Here is a 19,044-nt window from a genome sequence, read left to right as displayed (position 1 = left end):
AAATGCAAGACTTTATAAACTATTTTAATACCATTCCGTCTTCTCACCGAAGCCTTATTTTAGTGGGCGGATTAACATTTTTTTGGTTGCTTGAAAGCGCTGTACCTCTTTTTAAATTCAACTACAAAAAATGGAAACATGCATGGCCAAACTTTTTTTTCACACTAACTACGGTTGTAATTAATTTTGTGTTGGCTTTTTTATTGTTAAAATCTGCTGATTGGGTTAGTGCAAATAACTTTGGTATTATAAATTGGCTACCAAAAATGTCTCTAGGTTTATACATATTTCTTGGTGTTTTATTATTAGATTTTTTTGGAGCTTACTTAGCTCATTTAGTAGAACACAAAGTAAGTATGCTTTGGATGGTTCATTTAGTACATCACACAGATCATAATGTAGATACTACCACAGCCAATAGGCACCACCCAATTGAAAGTGTAATACGCTTTACATTTACGCTTTTTGGTGTTATTTTGGTTGGTGCACCCATAGGTATTGTAATGTTATACCAATCACTGTCATTGGTGTGTTCACAATTTAATCATGCAAATATAAAGTTACCAAAACGCTTAGATAAAGCATTGAGTTATATATTAGTATCGCCCGATATGCATAAAGTGCACCACCATTATAGGTTGCCTTATACTGACTCAAACTACGGAAATATTTTTTCAATTTGGGATAGGTTATTGGGTACATACATGGAATATGATAGAGATCATTTAATCTATGGTGTTGATGTGTTTCCTGATGAAGAAAAAAACGGACGCATTGCAGAGCTTTTAAAACAACCGTTTCAGCCTTATGAAAAACCTACTATTACACCAGAATAAAATTTGTTATTATTTTATAATCTTGGTAATAATGAGCTGTAGTAATAAAAAAACAATAGACATACAAGGCCACCGAGGATGCCGTGGTTTAATGCCTGAAAATACTATTGAAGCTTTTACAAAAGCTATAAACTTAGGTGTTAATACCTTAGAACTTGACGTTGTTGTAAGTAAAGATAGTGTTGTAATAGTTTCGCATGAACCATTTATTAGTAGAGTTTATTGTTTAAACGCCGATGGTACCGAAATTCCTGAAGATTTAGATATGCAATTTAATTTATACGACATGCATTTTGATAGTATAAAACAATTTGATTGCGGATTAAAACACCATGAACGTTTCCCTTTTCAGAAAAAAATAAAAGCTCATAAACCTGCTTTAGATGCTGTTTTTAAAGCAGCAAAACAATTAAACCCTGAAATAAAATTTAATATTGAACTAAAAGCAAAACCTAAATATGATGATGTTTTTACACCAAAGCCCAAAGAGTTTGTGCGTTTAGTTTTAAAGGTTATAAATACTAATGAAGCTTTTAATTATACCAATTTACAAAGTTTTGATACACGCATTTTAGAAGAAATAAAAAAGCAAGCTCCTAAAATGCCAGTAGCTTTATTGGTTGATGAGAATGAATCTATTAATGAAAAAAGAACCCTTTTAAGCTTTAAACCAGAAATTATAAGTCCGTATTTTGAGTTGCTAAATAATAAAGTTGTTGATAGTTTGCAAACTGAAAATTTTAAAGTAATACCTTGGACCATTAATGAAACCGAAGATTTAAAACATATGATTGCCTTAGGAGTTGATGGTATTATTACAGATTACCCAGATAGGTTGATTGCTTTATTAAAATAAGCGCTAATTCTTTTTGAAGGTTACAAAATGTTAAACTAACACGTTAGTTGTAAATTAAGTACTTATTTCTAACGTTTTTAAAAGCATGTAAACCTTTTTGCCATGAGGCTTTAATTTGGATTTCAGGCATGCCAGATTCAATTTGTTGCTGTAAAACTTTTGTTCCTGCTAGTTTTGTGAAAAAGGTATTAAAAAATTCGGCTTTATCTGTAGTGTTTTTATAAGCTTTAATGAGCCATTGTAGGTTTAAACCATCTAATTTTTTTGTTGTAGTTAAATTACTTCCGTAGCATATTTTGTTTTGATGTTTGGGGTATTTTGCACCTTCGTTTGGTTGTGGTGTAAATTCAAAATTAAAGGTTTTTTTATTTAAAAAAGGGCTGCCAAATATTTGAAATTGTTTGTTTGTACCGCGGCCAGCACTAACGTTTGTTCCTTCAAAAAAACATAAACTAGGGTATAAATTTATGGCCATATGGTTTGGTAAATTAGGGCTAGGTTTAATAGGTAAGTTGTATGATGTTTTGTGCGTGTAGTGTTTTACAGGTATAATTTTAAGCTTGCATGTTATACCGTTTGCAAGCCATTTTTCGCCATTAATCATTTTAGCGTATTCAGCAATGGTTAACCCATGAACCACCGGAATTGGATGCATACCAACAAAACTTTTATGTTCGGTTTCTAAAATAGGTCCGTCAATATAATGTCCGTTTGGGTTTGGTCTATCAAAAATTACAACAGGAATATTAGCCTCGGCACAGGCTTCCATAACATAATGTAATGTTGAAATATATGTGTAAAAACGAGCCCCAACATCTTGAATATCAAAAACTACAACATCTAAATTAGTTAATTGCTCGGGTTTTGGTTTTTTATTGTTTCCATACAATGATACAATGGGTATATTGGTTTTGGTATCAATACCATCTTTTACAATTTCACCAGCATCAGCTTTTCCTCTAAAACCATGTTCTGGAGCAAATACTTTTTCAATGTTAATGTTTAAAGCCAATAAAGAGTCAACTACATGCACATAGTTATTATTAGCGTTTTTAAGGTTGTTGTTTTTAAAAATAACACTGGTTTGGTTGGCCACAATACCAACGCGTTTTTCTTTTAAAAAAGGCAAATACAAGTGTGTTTGGTTGGCACCAACTATAGGTAATGTATCTTGCTTTTTAATTATGTTGTGTGTAATAGTTTGGTTGTTATCTTGGTTTTTTTTGCTATTTGTGTTTCCGCAAGAAATTAATGCTAAAACAAATAATAAAACTGTATTTTTGGCAAAGGTAAAGTGCATGTTATATTGAATTTCGAGTATTTTTTAGCTAAACGTATTATTAGCAGTAAATCGTATAAAAGTAGTGTTTCGGCACCAATAATAAAAATTGGTATTGCTGCAATAGCTATTGGGGTTTTGGTTATGATGATTACCATTGCTACAGGCATTGGTTTGCAACAAAAAATTAGAGATAAAGTGGTAGCTTTTAATGGCCATATTGTTATTACTAATTATGATAGTAACACATCTGAAGAAAGTATTTTACCTATTTCAAAAAATCAAGATTTTTACCCAGAATTTAAAGCTGTAGATGGTATAAAACACATACAAGCAGTGGCGTCAAAATATGGTGTTGTAAGAACTGATAAGTACTTTGAAGCTGCGTATTTAAAAGGCGTGGGTGCCGATTATAATTGGAAATATTTCAATGAGTTTTTAGTTGAAGGAGCATTGCCAGATTTCTCTAACAAAAGAAATGAAGATGTTTTAATTTCTCAATATTTAGCTAACAGGCTTAATTTGAAATTACATGATAAATTTCAAATGGTTTTTATTAAAGAAGATCCTGAAAAATTACCCAATATAATTACTTACAAAATTGTTGGTATTTATAATTCGGGCTTTCAAGATTTTGATGCAAATTATATAATTGGTGATATTAGGCACATTCAACGTATAAACAAGTGGGACGATGACCAAATTGGTAATTTTGAAGTTTTTATTGATGATTATAGTGAGTTGAACCAAAAAGGTGTTGAGGTTTATGAAAACACACCCTCAATATTAAACACACAAACTATTACAAATAAATACAGTTCTATTTTTGAATGGATTAATATTTTTGATACTAATATTTACGGTATTATTGGTATCATGATTTTAGTAGCTGGAATAAATATGATTACGGCGCTTTTAGTTTTAATTTTAGAGCGCACACAAATGATAGGTATTTTAAAGGCATTAGGTTCTAGTAATTGGAGTATACGAAAGGTGTTTTTATATAACGCTTCTTACTTAATTATTTTAGGGTTAATTTGGGGTAACATTTTAGGTTTGGGTTTACTGTTTGCCCAAAAATATTTTAAAATTTTAACACTAGACCCAAGCGTTTATTATGTAACCGAGGCGCCAGTTTACATAAGTTTAGGCTATATTATAGCTTTAAATATAGGCACTTTGCTATTGTGCTTAATTATGCTTTTAGTACCATCATATTTAATTACAAAAATATCGCCAGTAAAAGCTATTAGGTTTGATTAGCTTTTAAGTTTTATATACTTGTTTAAAATTTTGTATAGTATTTTCTTATCAATAGGTTTTGCTAAAAAATCATCAACACCAGCATTAAATGCTTTTTTTACATCGTTATCTAAAGTGTAAGCAGATTGCGCAACTATTGGTTTTTTGGGGTAGATAGCCTTAATTTCTTTGGTGGCAATATAGCCATTTTTTACAGGCATGTTCATATCCATAAAAATAAAATCTATAGTTTGGTTATTGCAATAATCTATAGCTTGTTGTCCATTTAAAGCATGTATTATATTGAAGTTTTGATCTGTCTTTAAAAGAAGCTTTTTTAAAATTATGAAGTTTAAACTTTCATCTTCAACAATTAAAATATTAACAGGGTTTTTATCAATTTTTTCAACACTGTTTTTTGAAATAGTATCATCAATGTTTTTAATTTCAACGGTAGTTGGCAAATCTATACAAAATGTTGTACCGGCGCCTTTGGTAGATTTTATTGATATTGTGGCCCCTAAAAGTTCTGCATTTTCTTTGGCAATTGAAAGCCCCAAACCAAGTCCGCCATAGTTTTGTGCTATACTTTTGTTTTCTTGAGAAAAACGATTGAAAATTTGATTAATTTGTTTGGCTTCAATACCTATACCTGTGTCTTTAATTAAAATTGAAACATTGTTACTAGAAACAGTGTAGTTTAATTCTATATAACCGTTATGAGTAAATTTAAAGGCATTATTTAATATGTGTTTGAGTATTTTTTGAATTCTAGATTTATCAGAATTAATAAAAATAACATCTTTAGATTTAGGTTTATTTAGGTTAAAAGGTATGTTAGTTTCTTTTGATTTTAAATTGTAAATAGAATAAATATCAAACATGAAACTGTTTAAATTAAAAGGCTTGTTTAAAACCTTAATATTTTCAGTTTTTAATGTAGAAATTTCTAAAATATCATCAATTATATGTAATAACTGCTGGCTACTATTTTTTAAAACAGAGGCATAGTGTATGCGTTTTTCGGTTTCTAAATTAGGTTCATTTAAAAATTCAGAAAAGTTTACTATACCGTTAACAGGGGTTCTAATTTCGTGAGAAATATTATTTAAAAACTCTGTTTTAAGCTTGTTGGCTTCTTCAGCTTTTTCTTTGGCTAAAATTAAATCATCAACCATCTTTTTCTTGTCTGTAATATCTTCGCTCGCTGCTACAAAGTTGGTTATTTCATTTTTTTCATTCACAATAGGTGAAATGGCTAAACTACACCAATAAAACGCACCGTTTTTGCGCTTGTTTTGTACTTCACCAGTCCATTTTTTATTATTTTTAATGGTATTCCATAAATTATTGTAAAATGCTTGTGAGTGCAAACCAGAATTTAAAATATTAGGTGTGCTGTTTTTAACATCATTATAAGTGTAACCTGTTATTTTAGTAAAAGCTGGGTTTATATAGTTTATAATACCATTTTTGTTTGTTATGAAAATAGCTACCGGACTTTGTTCAACAGATTTTCCTAATAACTTAATTTTTTGTTCTTGCTTTTTCTTTTCTGTAATATCATGAACAATAGAATAAAAATAAGATTTGTTGTTAATAACAATGTTGCTTGAGTACACTTCAATATCTACAATGCTACCATCTGCTATTTTGTGTTTAAATTCAAAATGTAGTTTTTCTTTATTAGCAACTTTGGCCATTACGCCTTTAACTTCAGAAGGCGATAATAAATTTAAATCTGTAATTTTCTTTTGTTTAAGCTGCTCAACAGTCCAACCATAAAAATTTGCTGCTGCTGGGTTAGCGTCATAAATAGTGCCTGTTTCTTTACAAATTATAAGTTTTATTGCAGAGTGCTCATAAAATAATTGTTTGAATGTTTTTTCACTGGCTTCTGCCTTTTCAATGGCTTTTTTTAAATCGTAATTTTGTTTTATAAGTTTTTGTTCGTTTGTCTTACGTTTTGTAATATCTGCATGTATACCGCTTACTAAAATGGGTTTATTATTAGCGTTTCTAGATACCACTTTACCTCGTTCATGTACCCAAATATATTGGCCTGCTTTATTTTTTATGCGTATTTCGGCTCTATAAATATCTGTTTTTCCTTGTAAATGTTGTATCATTAAATCTTTGCAGTATTCAATATCATCAGGGTGCATTATGCTATACCACCAATCTAGTTTTAGGGTAATTTCATTTTGCTCATAACCTAGGTGGTCTAACCAATACTTATTGGTGTAAATTTCATTTGTTTTTAAGTTTAGTTCCCAAGTTCCAAGGTTAGCGCCCTCAATGGCAACATTTAATTTTTCTTCGTTTAGTTTTAATTCCGTTATATCTGTTGATACAACTAAAAGACCACTTACGTCTTTGCCGTTTTCTTTAATAGGTATTTTGTTGGTAATTGTCCACCTAACTTCGCCAGATTTATGGTGTAATGTGTTTAAATAATTGAGTTTGGGTTTGCCAGAATTAATAACTTCTAAATCAGATTTGTAATAGGTGTCAGCCATTTTTGGATAAATTTCTGAGGCATGCTTACCTTCTATATCTTCTTTTTTTAAGCCAATAGCATTTGCAGCAGTGTTACTTATTTTTAGAATATTATTTTTTGTGTCTTTAAGGTAGGTGTAAGAAGGATTGTGGTCATAAATAATTTTAAGCTCATTAAGCATGTTTTGTAATGATGTTTCTGTTTTTTTACTTTTAGAAATATCACTAGCCATAATAATGAGCATATCTGTTCTACCTTCTTTATTTTGTCTGGCAGTAATTACAATGTCTAGCCAAATTGGATTGCCATTTTTCTTTATTAATTGTTTTTCAAGGCGGTAGTTTTTTATTTCTTTTTTTATGAGCTGTTTTAGCTTTTCAATGTCATTTTCAAATACCTTAAATGAAGGTATGTTTTTGTATGCCGTGTTTATTAAATCATTTTTTGTGTAACCAGTAATATTTAAAAATTCACTGTTAATTTCGGTAATAATGCCTTCTGGTGTGCACAACATCATACCAATATTTGAATTATCAAAAATACTCCTGAATTTCTTTTCGTTATGTTTTAATTCATCTTGGGCTAATTTGTTTTCGGTTATATCGGTTACTTGCACTAAATAGCCTGTAATTTTGTTTTTAGAATATATAGGAAGCACCAAATTTTCAACATAAATAATGTTTGAAGGGTTTTGCGGGTTTGCATTAAAAGTAGCCGGAATTTTTATTGTTTTACCGGCTTTTAATTGTTCACGATATTCAGGTGTAAGGTTAGGGTCTTCCCAAAGGTTAAAACCAATAATGTCACTTATGTTTTTTATACCAAAAAGTGTAAGTGTTTGCTTGTTTGCGTTAGTTAGTTTGCCTTCGCTATTATAAATTTGAATAGCTAGAGGTGATTGCTCAAAAATATTAATGAATATTTGCTCTTTTTTGTTTGTGGAGTCTTCTTTTGATTCTAATTTTTGCTGAAGTTTTTTTAACTCTGTAATATCTTGATGAAAGCCAAACATTTTTTCTGGTTTGCCTTTGCTGTCTCGCGAGGCAAACCCTCTGCTTCTAATCCAAACAATGTTTCCATTGCTATGGGTAAACCTTATTTCTTCATCATACGGGTGGTTTTCGTTTTCTAAATGTGTTTTAAAACTTTGTAAGGCTAACTGTAGGTCGTGGGCATTTATAATATCAAGAATAGCGCTTGATAAAAAGGGCATTTGTGATGGGGCATAACCTAAAAAAAGTAAGATGCGTGGGGTAATCCATTGGTCTATAGGGCTATCTATATTCCATGATTGTAAACCTTCTAATAAACCTTCTTGAATGGTTGAAAAAAAGGAGGCGTCTTCTTTAATTAAGTCATACAATTTTTTATTATGGTTGGATTTCATAAAAATTGTATTTCTTACTTAAATATATAAAAACTTTTTCTATGTAAGAAATATAACCGACGAACAACCTTTTTGTGTAAGGTTATTTTTATGTAATGGTTGTTTTTAGTTTAACTACGTAAAATTTTCTCCATTTTTTTACCTTTAGCTAATTCATCAACCAATTTATCTAAGTAACGTGTTTGTTGTGTTAGTTTGTTGTCAATATCTTCAACCCTGTAACCGCAAATAACTCCTTTAATTAATTTAGCATTTGGGTGTATTGTGGCTTTTTCAAAAAATGTTTTAAAAGTAACTTTACTTTCAATAAAAGTATCAATATCACTTTTATTAAAACCTGTAAGCCATTCTATTACTTGGTGTAATTCTTCAACAGTGCGTCCTTTTTTTACAACTTTATCTACGTAATGTGGGTATACAGATCCAAATTTTAAATTAGCTATACGGGCATTGTGTTCTGGTGTTGTTTTCATAAATTTTACTATTTAATTTTTTTCAATATCACTTATATGGTGTTCTAAAGCTTTAACAGATATTTGAATTTCAACAATTAAAAGAGCTAAAGAGCCAATAAGTAACAGTAGTGCTAAACCAAAAATCCACACAGCAATGGTTTGTTGGTTTATGTAAATTAAAAACATGGTAAGTACACATAAAAGTAGGCTAGTAATGCCTAATATTTGCATAGACCGTGTTAAGTATAATCTTTTTTTTATATTTTGTATTTGTGCTTTTAAAACACTGTTTTTGTTTACAGTATATTTATCGTGTAAACTTCTAATTATGGCAGCGTAAGCTAAAAACCTGTTAGTATAGGCTAGCATAATTAATGATATTGCCGAAAATAATAAGGCAGGTGTAGTTAGTGTAAGTGCTTCCATTAAAAATGTGATTTACAACAAAGTTACAAACTTAAAAATTGTAATTTTTAATTTAAAAATACAATTTGTTTTCAGTATAATTAAAACAGAAAGTATAAATTATTTATATTGAAGCATGCAAGAAAATTTTTTACATTACCTCTGGAAACATAAAAAAATTAATAGCTCTAAGTTGCTAACAACCCAAGGAGAAACTGTTACAATAAACCGTGTTGGGCAATATAATACTAATACAGGTCCAGATTTTTTTAATGCACAAATAACCATTAACAACCAATTATGGGCAGGTAATGTTGAAATTCATGTAAAAGCCTCAGATTGGTTTTTGCATAATCATGAAACCGATAAAAATTATGATAATGTTATATTGCATGTAGTTTGGGAAGATGATACTGAGATTTTTAGAAGTGATAACACTACAATACCAACACTACAATTAAAAGAGTACATAGGTGAAAGTATTTTAAACGACTACAGAGCGCTTTTTAGTAAAGAAGATAAATGGATTAATTGCCAGCATGATTTTGCAAAAACCGATGTGTTTTTATTAAATAATTGGTTAGAACGCTTATTTTTTGAACGTTTACAGCAAAAAACAGAAGCTATTGAAGCTTTACTAAAAACATCAAAAAATAATTGGGAGGCTGTTTTATTTAATCAATTAGCAAAAAATTTTGGCCTCAAAGTTAATGCCGATGCTTTTTTTAGCATTGCACAATCTGTAGATTTTTCAGTTATACGAAAAACGCAAAATAACAAAAAATACTTAGAGGCTTTATTTTTTGGGCAAGCAGGTTTATTGCAAGATACGGTACAAGAACCTTATTACATAAATTTGCAAAATCATTATACGTTTTTAAAACAAAAGTTTGGTTTAAGCAATACAGGCGTTTTTCCTGTGCAGTTTTTTAGGTTGAGGCCATTAAATTTTCCTACCATAAGGTTATCACAATTGGCTAGTTTATATAACAAACATCAAAATTTGTTTTCAAAAGTAATTGAAAATAATACACTTGAAGATTTTTACAACCTGTTTTCAGTAGAAACAAGTGAATTTTGGAAAACACATTATACCTTTCAAAAAACATCAAAAGAAACTAAAAAAGCACTAACAAAATCGTTTATAGACTTACTATTAATAAATACTATTTTGCCAATAAAGTTTTGCTATGCTAAGCAAAAAGGCAACGTTATTAATGATGAAATTATTGAAATTGCTCTAGCCATAACTTCAGAAAAGAATAGTATTATTTCGGCATTTAATAATTTAAAAAAAGTGTCAAAATCTGCACTACAATCTCAGGCACTATTACAGCTTAAAAAAGAGTACTGTAATAAAAATAAATGCTTGCAGTGTGCTATAGGTAATTCAATTTTAAATAAATAAACTTCTAAATTAGTAAACTAAATTTTAAATTGCAGGCATGAATAAGTACAAGCCACTATATTTTTTTCAAAAACATGGTTACTATGTGTGCCAACGTATTGCAGATAGGTTAGGCATTAGGGCAAAAGTAGTAAGGTTATCTTTTATGTATTTAACCTTTGTAACAGTAGGTTTTGGTTTTGCTTTATACTTGTTTTTAGCCTTTTGGATGCGTATTAAAGACTTAATTTATACCAAACGCTCATCGGTTTTTGATTTATAATTGTATGAATCCGTTAATAAGACTTTTCAGATCTAAAATATACACAGCACTAACCTTACTTTTAATTTTAATGTTGGTAGGTGTTGTTGGTTATAAATTTATTTCGGGTTATACTTGGGTAGATGCACTTTACATGACGGTTATTACCATGACTACTGTTGGTTTTGGTGAAGTTGTGCCATTAGATGACCAAGCCAAAGTGTTCACTATATTTTTAATTTTAGCAAGTGTAGTAATTGTTGGTTACGCCATTTCTATTATAACTGAATATATTTTAAGCAAAAATGATGTTGAAGAACTAAAACATAAAAAGATGCAAAAACAAATTGATAGTTTTAAAAACCATGTAGTTATTTGCGGGTACGGAAGAAATGGTAAACAGGCTGCAAGAAAATTAATGGTGCATAATAAATCTTTTGTGGTTATTGAAAAAGATAAAGAAATTGAAGAAAAATTAAGAGCAGATAATATTCCATACGTTATTGGTAATGCCAATGAAGATGAAATATTGCAGCTTGCAGGTGTAGATAGGGCTTCAAACTTTATATCTGCCTTACCCAATGATGCCGATAATTTATTTGTAGTTCTATCAGCTCGTCAAATGAATAAAAATATCAATATAATAAGTAGAGCGTCGCAAGAATCATCATATAATAAATTAAAACTTGCAGGTGCAAATAATGTTATTTTGCCAGACATGATTGGTGGAGACCACATGGCATCTTTAGTAGTTGTACCAGGTTTAATGGAGTTTATTGATAATTTATCTATAGTAGGCGAAGCCAATATTAATATTGAAGAAGTTAGTATTGAAAAACTTTATAAATCTAAAATACCAAAAACAATTAAAGATTTAGATATTAGAAAAAGAACTGGCTGTAATATAATAGGTTACAAAAACTCAAAAGGAGTTTATACTGTAAATCCTGAAGCAGAAATGGTGTTAGAACCAAATTCTAAAATAATAGTTTTAGGCCGCCCAGAACAAATTAATGAGCTTAATTCAACATTTGATATTGACATTGAAGCACCATAATTAACGTTACTTATTTTAAATATTCAATAATTTTTAGCATCTTGCTACCATTAATAACAATTTATTAACAAAAACTTACTAATTATAATATTCAAATGAAGAAATATCTTCTAGCAATAACTTCAATTATTTTTCCATTATTAACATTTGCACAAGAAACAACTTCTGAAAAAATTGATAGTGCTTTTAAAGACTATACAGGTTGGTTTGTTGAAGCCATTTTTTACGAAATTCCGTTTTCTGAAACATACAAAATTCCGTGGGTGCTAATCGTTTTAATAGGTGGCGCCCTTTTTTTTACAATATACTTTAGGTTTATTAATATAACAGGTTTTAGAACCGCTATTAGAGTGGTTCAAGGTAAATATGAAGATATAGAAAAACATGGTGCAGATACTTTGTATGGTGACCAAACTCCAAACGAAGACCATAATATAATAGAGACATTAAGAGATGATAGTGCGCATGGTGAAGTGTCTCACTTTCAGGCACTAACAGCAGCATTGTCTGCCACTGTTGGCTTAGGTAATATTGCTGGTGTAGCAGTAGCATTATCAATTGGTGGCCCAGGAGCTACCTTTTGGATGATACTTGCCGGTTTATTAGGTATGGCCTCTAAATTTGCAGAATGTACATTAGGTGTTAAATATAGAGATGTTGGTGAAGATGGTACCGTTTACGGAGGCCCAATGTATTACCTAACCAAAGGTTTTGGTGAAAAGGGTATGAAAGGTTTTGGTAAAGTATTGGCTGTTTTATTTGCCATTTTTGTTATTGGAGGCTCTTTTGGTGGCGGTAATATGTTTCAGGCCAACCAAGCTGCTGCTCAGTTTACAAAGCTTTTTAATTTTGAAAACTCTAATGCTGGTATGTACTTTGGTATTGTAATGGCATTTTTAGTGGCCATCGTAATTATTGGTGGTATAAAGCGTATTGCTTCAGTAACAGAAAAAGTAGTGCCTTTTATGGCAGGAATTTATGTGTTGGCTGCATTAATAATTTTAGGTGCTAATTGGCATTTAATTGATGATGCTTTTGGGCTTATTTTTGAAGGTGCTTTTTCTGGTTTAGGTATTGCAGGTGGTTTAATTGGTGTCATGATTCAAGGAATTAGGCGTGGTGCTTTCTCAAATGAGGCTGGTGTTGGTAGTGCAGCTATAGCGCATTCTGCCGTAAGAACAAAATATCCAGCAAGTGAAGGTATTGTAGCGCTTTTAGAGCCATTTGTTGATACTGTTGTTATTTGTACAATGACGGCTTTAGTTATTGTAATTACCAATTTTGATGGTCAGTTTATGGAGTACGGTGTGCCAATTAAAGAAGGTGTAGAACTTACAGCAACTGCTTTTGATACCGTAATACCACATTTTTCAATTGTGTTAACTATAGCTGTTATACTGTTTGCTTTTTCAACCATGATTTCATGGTCTTATTACGGCATGCAAGGTTGGATATTTTTATTCGGAAAAGGGAAAATTAGTGATTTAGTATATAAAATTTTATTCTTACTTTTCGTAGTTTTAGGAGCATCAATTAGCTTAGGTGCTGTGGTTGATTTTTCAGACGCCATGATATTCGCTATGGTTGTTCCAAACATCATAGGTGTAATTGTACTTTCACCAATAATTAGTAAAGAATTGAAAAAGTACATGAAAGCCATTAATGTAAAGGAAGAAGCTTTAGATGAAGGTGCCGAAGACCTTACAAAGCATATGTAATTAATTTAAATTATAAATATTATGAAATCCCATTTCACGTTCACAAAAAAACAACGAAATGGGATTTTTTTATTATTGTTAATTATAGCCGCATTACAAACAGTTTATTTTTTTATACCGCATACAGCAAAATCAATAGCGGTTGACAAAAATTTATATAATGCATTTCAAAAAGAAATAGATTCTTTAAAGCAAGCAGAACTTGCAGCTAGAACACCTAAAATATTTCCATTTAATCCTAATTTTATAACCGATTTTAAAGCAGAAACTTTAGGAATGACTAATGAAGAAATAGACAGGTTATTGGCATACCGAAAGCAAGATAAATGGGTTAATTCTTCAGAAGATTTTCAAAAAGTAACCTTGGTTTCAGATTCACTTTTAAATATTATTTCACCATATTTTAAATTCCCAGAGTGGAAGCGTCATACAACTTCAAATAGTTTACATAAATACCCACAAAAAACATCAAAAACATCTAATCAAAAACTAGATTTAAATAAAGCAACTGCTATTCAATTGCAAACCGTAAACGGGGTAGGCAATGTACTTTCAAAACGTATTATTAAATACAGAAATAAATTTGCAGGCGGTTTTATTGCAGATGTGCAACTGCAAGAGGTGTATGGCTTAACATCCCAAGTTATTAATAATATTAAGCAAAAATTTACTGTAAAAACACCAAGACAAATAAAAAAAATAAATATAAATACCGCCACTGTTAATGAGCTAGTTACTATTCAATACATAGATTATGAAGTAGCTCATAACATTATAGAACAACGAACTTTACTTGAAGGCTATAAAAACTTTGAACAATTGTTGAAAGTTAAGAGTTTTCCGTTAAACAAAATTGATATAATTAAATTATATTTGTCGTTCTATTAAAAAAAATGCAAATGAACAATATGTACTTCAGCGAAGAACATAATCTCTTCCGCGAAAGTTTAAAAGATTTTTTACAAAAAGAAGTAGTTCCTCATGTAAATACATGGGAAAAAACAGGGGAAATTGATACTTCTATTTGGAAGAAACTTGGTGATATGGGTTTTTTAGGTATAAGTTATCCTGAAACCTACGGCGGTTTAAATTTAGATATGTTTTACATGGTTATTCTCTTAGAAGAACTTCAAAAAGTTAATTCAGGAGGGTTTGCAGCAGCTGTTTGGGCTCACATATACCTAGCTATGACGCATTTAAATGCCGAAGGGAACGAGGCCATTAAACAACAATATTTAGTACCAAGTATTTCTGGAGATAAAGTTGGTTGCCTTTGTATAACAGAACCTTTTGGCGGAAGTGATGTAGCAGGCATGCGTACAACGGCTGTTAAACAAGACAATGTATATGTGCTTAATGGTTCAAAAACATTCATTACCAATGGTGTTTACAGTAATTATTTAGTAGTTGCAGCAAAAACAAACCCAGAGCTTGGTAATAAAGGCATAAGTATTTTTGTTTTAGATAGAAATACTCCCGGAATAAGCGCTACAAAACTAGATAAATTAGGTTGGAGAGCATCTGATACTGGTGAAATTGCATTTGATAACGTAAAAGTACCAGCAACTAATTTATTAGGCGAAGAAAATAAAGGCTTCTCATATATAATGCAGCATTTTTCATTAGAACGCTTAATAATGGGAGTAAATGCTCATGCACGAGCAGAATTTGCACTAGAATACGCCCAAAAATACATGGCAGAACGTTCTGCCTTTGGAAAAACCATTGATAAGTTTCAAGCATTAAGGCATAAACTGGCAGATTTATACACTGAAATGGAGGTGTGTAAACAATTTAATTATGTAGTAATCTACAGATTGAATAGAGGTGAGTATGTTGTGAAAGAAGCTACCATGTCTAAATTAAAATCAACACAAATGGCCGATGATGTAATCTATCAATGTTTACAGTTTTTAGGTGGTTACGGCTACATGGAAGAGTACCCGTTGGCAAGACTTTCTAGAGATAGTAGATTAGGACCAATTGGTGGCGGAACCTCAGAAATTTTAAGAGAAATACTCTCAAAAATAATTATAGACGGTAAAGATTATAAACCAGCTACTTAAAAAAATATTTTTATAGTTGTTACTTATTAAATAATTTTTACATTTGCAGCCCGTTACGTAAAAAAACGGAAATCTTTAAAAGAGAGGAGGTTAAGATACTATGTTAATAATACCTATTAAAGAAGGCGAAAATATAGATAGAGCGTTAAAACGTTACAAGCGTAAGTTTGACAGAACAGGTACAAAACGCGCATTACAAACACGTAAGCAGTTTACAAAACCTTCTGTAGCTCGTAGAGCGCAAGTACAAAAAGCGCAATATATACAAGGCTTAAGAGATGCTGAAGAAGTATAACAGCACACTAATAAAAAAAATCCCGCTTAACTAAGCGGGATTTTTTTTGCCTAAAATTAAACTAGTATTTGTATATTCAAAACTAACAACTATTTTTTAAAATGAATTTAGCTGCATTTACAGATTATTTATTATTAGAAAAAAACTATTCGCAATTAACAGTAAATGCGTATCAAAATGATATAGAAAGCTTTAGTAGTTTTATATCAAATGAATATCAAAACAACCAGATAAACACTGTTAATTATGCCCAAATTAGACGTTGGATAGTTGAGTTGGTTGAAAACGGAATATCAAATCAAACAGTCAATAGAAAAATATCAGCATTAAACACCTATTATAAATTTCTTTTAAAAACGGGGCTTATTAATAGTAATCCTTTAGCAAAACATAAAACTCTAAAAACAACTAAAAAAGTTCAAATACCTTTTTCAGAAAAAGAAATAACCACAGTTTTAGATGATTTTTATGATGAAACAGATTTTGAAAGTGTTAGAGACAAATTAATAATAGAATTATTTTACTCAACAGGAATACGAAGAATAGAGCTAGTAAATTTAAAGTTAGAAAATATAAACTTCAATAATAAAACGGTAAAAGTATTAGGTAAAAGAAATAAGGAGCGTTTTGTGCCGTTATTAAAAACAGTACAACAAACAGCAAAAAAATATATAACGCTAAGGAATCAATTAAGTGAAATAAAAGATGTTGATAGTTTTTTTTTAACAAAAAAAGGCGTTAAAATTTACGAAACACTTGTTTACAGAATAATAAATAGCTATTTTAGTAGGGCATCTTCAAAAGTTAAAAAGAGTCCTCACATACTGCGGCACTCATTTGCAACACATTTACTTAATCAAGGTGCAAATATAAATGCTGTAAAAGAACTTTTGGGTCACTCTAGCTTAGCTGCTACGCAAGTTTACACACATAACAGTATAGCAGAACTAAAAAAAGTACATATAAAAGCACACCCAAGAAGTAAAAAATAACAGCAAAAAATATTGTCTAACCATAAAATAAAGAGTATGAAAGTAAACACACAATCTGTTAACTTCAATGCAGACAAAAAATTAATAGACTTCATTCAAAAAAGAATGGATAAATTAGATTTGTTTTATGACAAAGTCATTAAATCTGATGTGTATTTAAAATTAGAAAATACCAATGACAAAGTCAACAAAGTGTTTGAAGCAAGAGTAAGCGTACCAGGAGATAGTTTCGTTGTAAAAAAGCAATGTAAATCTTTTGAAGAAGGCGCAGATATGGCAGCATCATCCTTAGAAAGGCAATTAAAAAAACGAAAAGAAAAATTAAGAGCATATTCATAACAAATAATTAAGTAAAATTTTTCAAAAAATGTTTTGAATAAAGAAATAAATCAATACATTTGCAGTCCGTTAGAAATAGCGGACTTTTTTTATGCGAAAAAATGTATAAAAAACGCCGATATAGCTCAGCTGGCTAGAGCAGCTGATTTGTAATCAGCAGGTCGTGGGTTCGAGTCCCTCTATCGGCTCAAAAAGAAAACAAGTTCTTTAAAATATTGGAAAATTGGGAAGATACTCAAGCGGCCAACGAGGACAGACTGTAAATCTGTTGGTTTTTACCTTCGCAGGTTCGAATCCTGCTCTTCCCACTTGAAATTTTATTCAAAAGTCATCAGATTCAGAAGTCATCAGAAGTTCGCTTTTGTAAGACTTTTTAATAAAATTTTATGTTCGGGGTTACCCGAACAGGATGCGCGAACAAAGTGAGCGAATCCTTAATAAAACCAAGCAAGTTTTAAAGCTTGCATAATGCGGGAGTAGCTCAGTTGGTAGAGCGTCAGCCTTCCAAGCTGAATGTCGCCGGTTCGAACCCGGTCTCCCGCTCAAAAAAAGTTGCGAATTACGAAAATTACAAAGTCGTAAAATAAAAATCGGTATTCGTAAATGAAAGGCCGGTGTAGCTCAGGGGTAGAGCGTTTCCTTGGTAAGGAAGAGGTCACGGGTTCAAATCCCGTCATTGGCTCAAAAAAAGAAAAATTAATTAGGATACACTAATATTATTATATAACTAAGATTAAATTATTTTAACATGGCAAAAGGAACTTTTGATCGTTCAAAACCACATTTAAATATAGGTACTATTGGACACGTAGATCACGGTAAAACAACTTTAACAGCTGCTATTACTAAAGTATTAGCTGATGCAGGTTTCTCTGAAGCAAGATCATTCGATCAGATTGATAATGCTCCTGAAGAAAAAGAAAGAGGTATTACTATTAATACTTCGCACGTAGAGTATCAAACAGCAAAGCGTCACTACGCACACGTTGACTGTCCAGGTCACGCCGATTATGTAAAGAACATGGTAACTGGTGCTGCTCAAATGGATGGTGCTATATTAGTTGTTGCTGCAACAGATGGTCCAATGCCACAAACTCGTGAGCACATCTTATTAGGTCGTCAAGTAGGTATTCCTCGTATCGTTGTTTTCTTAAACAAAGTTGATATGGTTGATGATGAAGAGCTTTTAGAGCTTGTTGATATGGAAGTTAGAGATTTATTATCATTCTATGAATATGATGGAGATAATGGTCCTGTAGTTTCTGGTTCTGCTTTAGGTGCACTTAACGGTGAGCAAAAATGGGTAGATACAGTATTAGAATTAATGGAAGCTTGTGATGAGTGGATTGAAGAGCCTGTTCGTGATATGGATAAGCCTTTCTTAATGCCAATTGAAGATGTATTCTCTATTACAGGTCGTGGTACTGTTGCTACTGGTAGAATAGAAACTGGTATTGCTCAAACTGGTGATCCTGTAGAGATTATTGGTATGGGTGCTGAGAAATTAACTTCTACTATTACAGGTATTGAAATGTTCCGTCAAATATTAGATAGAGGTGAAGCTGGTGATAACGCCGGTATCTTATTAAGAGGTATTGAGAAAACTCAAATCTCAAGAGGTATGGTTATAACTAAACCAGGATCTGTAACGCCACATTCTAAGTTTAAGGCTGAGGTTTATATCCTTAAAAAAGAAGAAGGTGGTCGTCACACGCCATTCCATAATAACTACCGTCCACAATTCTACGTACGTACAACTGACGTAACTGGTAATATTTCTTTACCAGATGGTGTTGAGATGGTAATGCCTGGAGATAACTTAACTATTACTGTTGAATTAATTCAACCAATTGCAATGAACGTAGGTTTACGTTTCGCAATCCGTGAAGGTGGTAGAACTGTAGGTGCTGGTCAGGTAACAGAAATTTTAGACTAATACAGTTAAATATAATAAATCAAGATATTCCT

At 31.1% G+C, this 19,044-nt stretch carries 17 protein-coding genes and 4 tRNA genes; 17 read left to right on the top strand and 4 right to left on the bottom strand.

Annotated features, from left to right (window positions below):
• The first annotated feature begins 2 nt into the window (after positions 1–2).
• Positions 3–836 (top strand): sterol desaturase family protein, encoded by an 834-nt coding sequence (locus ACXAG4_RS06475; protein WP_475295272.1) that lies wholly within the window; start codon positions 3–5, stop codon positions 834–836.
• Positions 837–867: 31 nt separating this feature from the next.
• A complete protein-coding gene (locus ACXAG4_RS06470; RefSeq protein ID WP_475295271.1) occupies positions 868–1,692 on the top strand; it encodes a glycerophosphodiester phosphodiesterase family protein in 825 nt (274 codons plus the stop codon).
• 43 nt (positions 1,693–1,735) lie between these two features.
• Here ACXAG4_RS06470 and ACXAG4_RS06465 read toward each other — a convergent pair whose 3' ends face one another.
• Positions 1,736–2,992, bottom strand: a complete 1,257-nt coding sequence (locus ACXAG4_RS06465; RefSeq protein ID WP_475295270.1) for an exo-beta-N-acetylmuramidase NamZ family protein — start codon at positions 2,990–2,992, stop codon at positions 1,736–1,738.
• 6 nt (positions 2,993–2,998) lie between these two features.
• On the opposite strand from ACXAG4_RS06465, the gene ACXAG4_RS06460 reads away from it, so the two are divergent.
• The gene (locus tag ACXAG4_RS06460) at positions 2,999–4,234 is read left to right on the top strand and encodes an ABC transporter permease (RefSeq protein WP_475295269.1); all 1,236 of its coding nucleotides are present in this window, start codon (positions 2,999–3,001) and stop codon (positions 4,232–4,234) included.
• Here the strand turns inward: ACXAG4_RS06460 and ACXAG4_RS06455 are convergent.
• From ACXAG4_RS06455 to ACXAG4_RS06445, 3 genes are all read right to left on the bottom strand, one after another.
• Complete coding sequence (locus ACXAG4_RS06455; protein ID WP_475295268.1) at positions 4,231–8,100, bottom strand: PAS domain S-box protein; 3,870 nt, start codon at positions 8,098–8,100, stop codon at positions 4,231–4,233. The two genes, ACXAG4_RS06460 and ACXAG4_RS06455, sit on opposite strands and share 4 nt — an antisense overlap.
• A 110-nt stretch (positions 8,101–8,210) precedes the next feature.
• Positions 8,211–8,573, bottom strand: a complete 363-nt coding sequence (locus ACXAG4_RS06450; protein WP_475295267.1) for a DUF2200 domain-containing protein — start codon at positions 8,571–8,573, stop codon at positions 8,211–8,213.
• Between the two features lie 12 nt (positions 8,574–8,585).
• Positions 8,586–8,981 carry a DUF2721 domain-containing protein gene (locus ACXAG4_RS06445; RefSeq protein WP_475295266.1) on the bottom strand — a complete coding sequence of 132 codons (396 nt, stop codon included), beginning with the start codon at positions 8,979–8,981 and terminating at the stop codon, positions 8,586–8,588.
• A 115-nt stretch (positions 8,982–9,096) separates the two neighbouring features.
• Here ACXAG4_RS06445 and ACXAG4_RS06440 point away from each other — a divergent pair, with 115 nt between their 5' ends.
• The 14 genes from ACXAG4_RS06440 to tuf all read left to right on the top strand — a co-directional run bounded on the left by ACXAG4_RS06440 (position 9,097) and on the right by tuf (position 19,012).
• The gene (locus ACXAG4_RS06440) at positions 9,097–10,368 is read left to right on the top strand and encodes a DUF2851 family protein (protein ID WP_475295265.1); all 1,272 of its coding nucleotides are present in this window, start codon (positions 9,097–9,099) and stop codon (positions 10,366–10,368) included.
• Positions 10,369–10,405: 37 nt separating this feature from the next.
• The gene (locus ACXAG4_RS06435) at positions 10,406–10,630 is read left to right on the top strand and encodes a PspC domain-containing protein (RefSeq protein ID WP_147136433.1); all 225 of its coding nucleotides are present in this window, start codon (positions 10,406–10,408) and stop codon (positions 10,628–10,630) included.
• Positions 10,631–10,634: 4 nt separating this feature from the next.
• Positions 10,635–11,666 (top strand): potassium channel family protein, encoded by a 1,032-nt coding sequence (locus tag ACXAG4_RS06430; RefSeq protein ID WP_475295264.1) that lies wholly within the window; start codon positions 10,635–10,637, stop codon positions 11,664–11,666.
• A gap of 95 nt (positions 11,667–11,761) precedes the next feature.
• Entirely contained in the window at positions 11,762–13,384 is a 1,623-nt protein-coding gene (locus ACXAG4_RS06425) for an alanine/glycine:cation symporter family protein (RefSeq protein WP_475295263.1), read from the top strand.
• 21 nt (positions 13,385–13,405) lie between these two features.
• On the top strand, positions 13,406–14,272 hold the full coding sequence (locus ACXAG4_RS06420) for a ComEA family DNA-binding protein (RefSeq protein ID WP_475295262.1): 867 nt from the start codon (positions 13,406–13,408) through the stop codon (positions 14,270–14,272).
• Positions 14,273–14,283: 11 nt separating this feature from the next.
• Positions 14,284–15,450 carry an acyl-CoA dehydrogenase family protein gene (locus ACXAG4_RS06415; protein WP_475295261.1) on the top strand — a complete coding sequence of 389 codons (1,167 nt, stop codon included), beginning with the start codon at positions 14,284–14,286 and terminating at the stop codon, positions 15,448–15,450.
• Between the two features lie 100 nt (positions 15,451–15,550).
• Positions 15,551–15,745 (top strand): 30S ribosomal protein S21, encoded by a 195-nt coding sequence (gene rpsU / locus ACXAG4_RS06410; RefSeq protein ID WP_475295259.1) that lies wholly within the window; start codon positions 15,551–15,553, stop codon positions 15,743–15,745.
• A 101-nt stretch (positions 15,746–15,846) separates the two neighbouring features.
• On the top strand, positions 15,847–16,737 hold the full coding sequence (locus ACXAG4_RS06405) for a tyrosine-type recombinase/integrase (protein ID WP_475295258.1): 891 nt from the start codon (positions 15,847–15,849) through the stop codon (positions 16,735–16,737).
• 36 nt (positions 16,738–16,773) lie between these two features.
• On the top strand, positions 16,774–17,076 hold the full coding sequence (hpf, locus tag ACXAG4_RS06400; protein WP_475295257.1) for a ribosome hibernation-promoting factor, HPF/YfiA family: 303 nt from the start codon (positions 16,774–16,776) through the stop codon (positions 17,074–17,076).
• Positions 17,077–17,190: 114 nt separating this feature from the next.
• Positions 17,191–17,264: transfer RNA gene (locus tag ACXAG4_RS06395), tRNA-Thr, on the top strand.
• 37 nt (positions 17,265–17,301) lie between these two features.
• A tRNA-Tyr gene (locus ACXAG4_RS06390) sits at positions 17,302–17,384 on the top strand.
• 162 nt (positions 17,385–17,546) lie between these two features.
• Positions 17,547–17,619, top strand: a tRNA-Gly gene (locus tag ACXAG4_RS06385).
• 67 nt (positions 17,620–17,686) lie between these two features.
• Positions 17,687–17,758 (top strand) — tRNA-Thr (locus ACXAG4_RS06380).
• 66 nt (positions 17,759–17,824) lie between these two features.
• Positions 17,825–19,012, top strand: a complete 1,188-nt coding sequence (gene tuf / locus ACXAG4_RS06375; protein ID WP_475295256.1) for an elongation factor Tu — start codon at positions 17,825–17,827, stop codon at positions 19,010–19,012.
• Positions 19,013–19,044 lie beyond the last annotated feature (32 nt).

The sequence above is a fragment of the Seonamhaeicola sp. ABD4_175 genome (genome assembly GCF_056160885.1).
The sequence above is the reverse complement of the archived record's forward strand: the minus strand, read 5'-3'. Positions and strand labels throughout refer to the sequence as shown.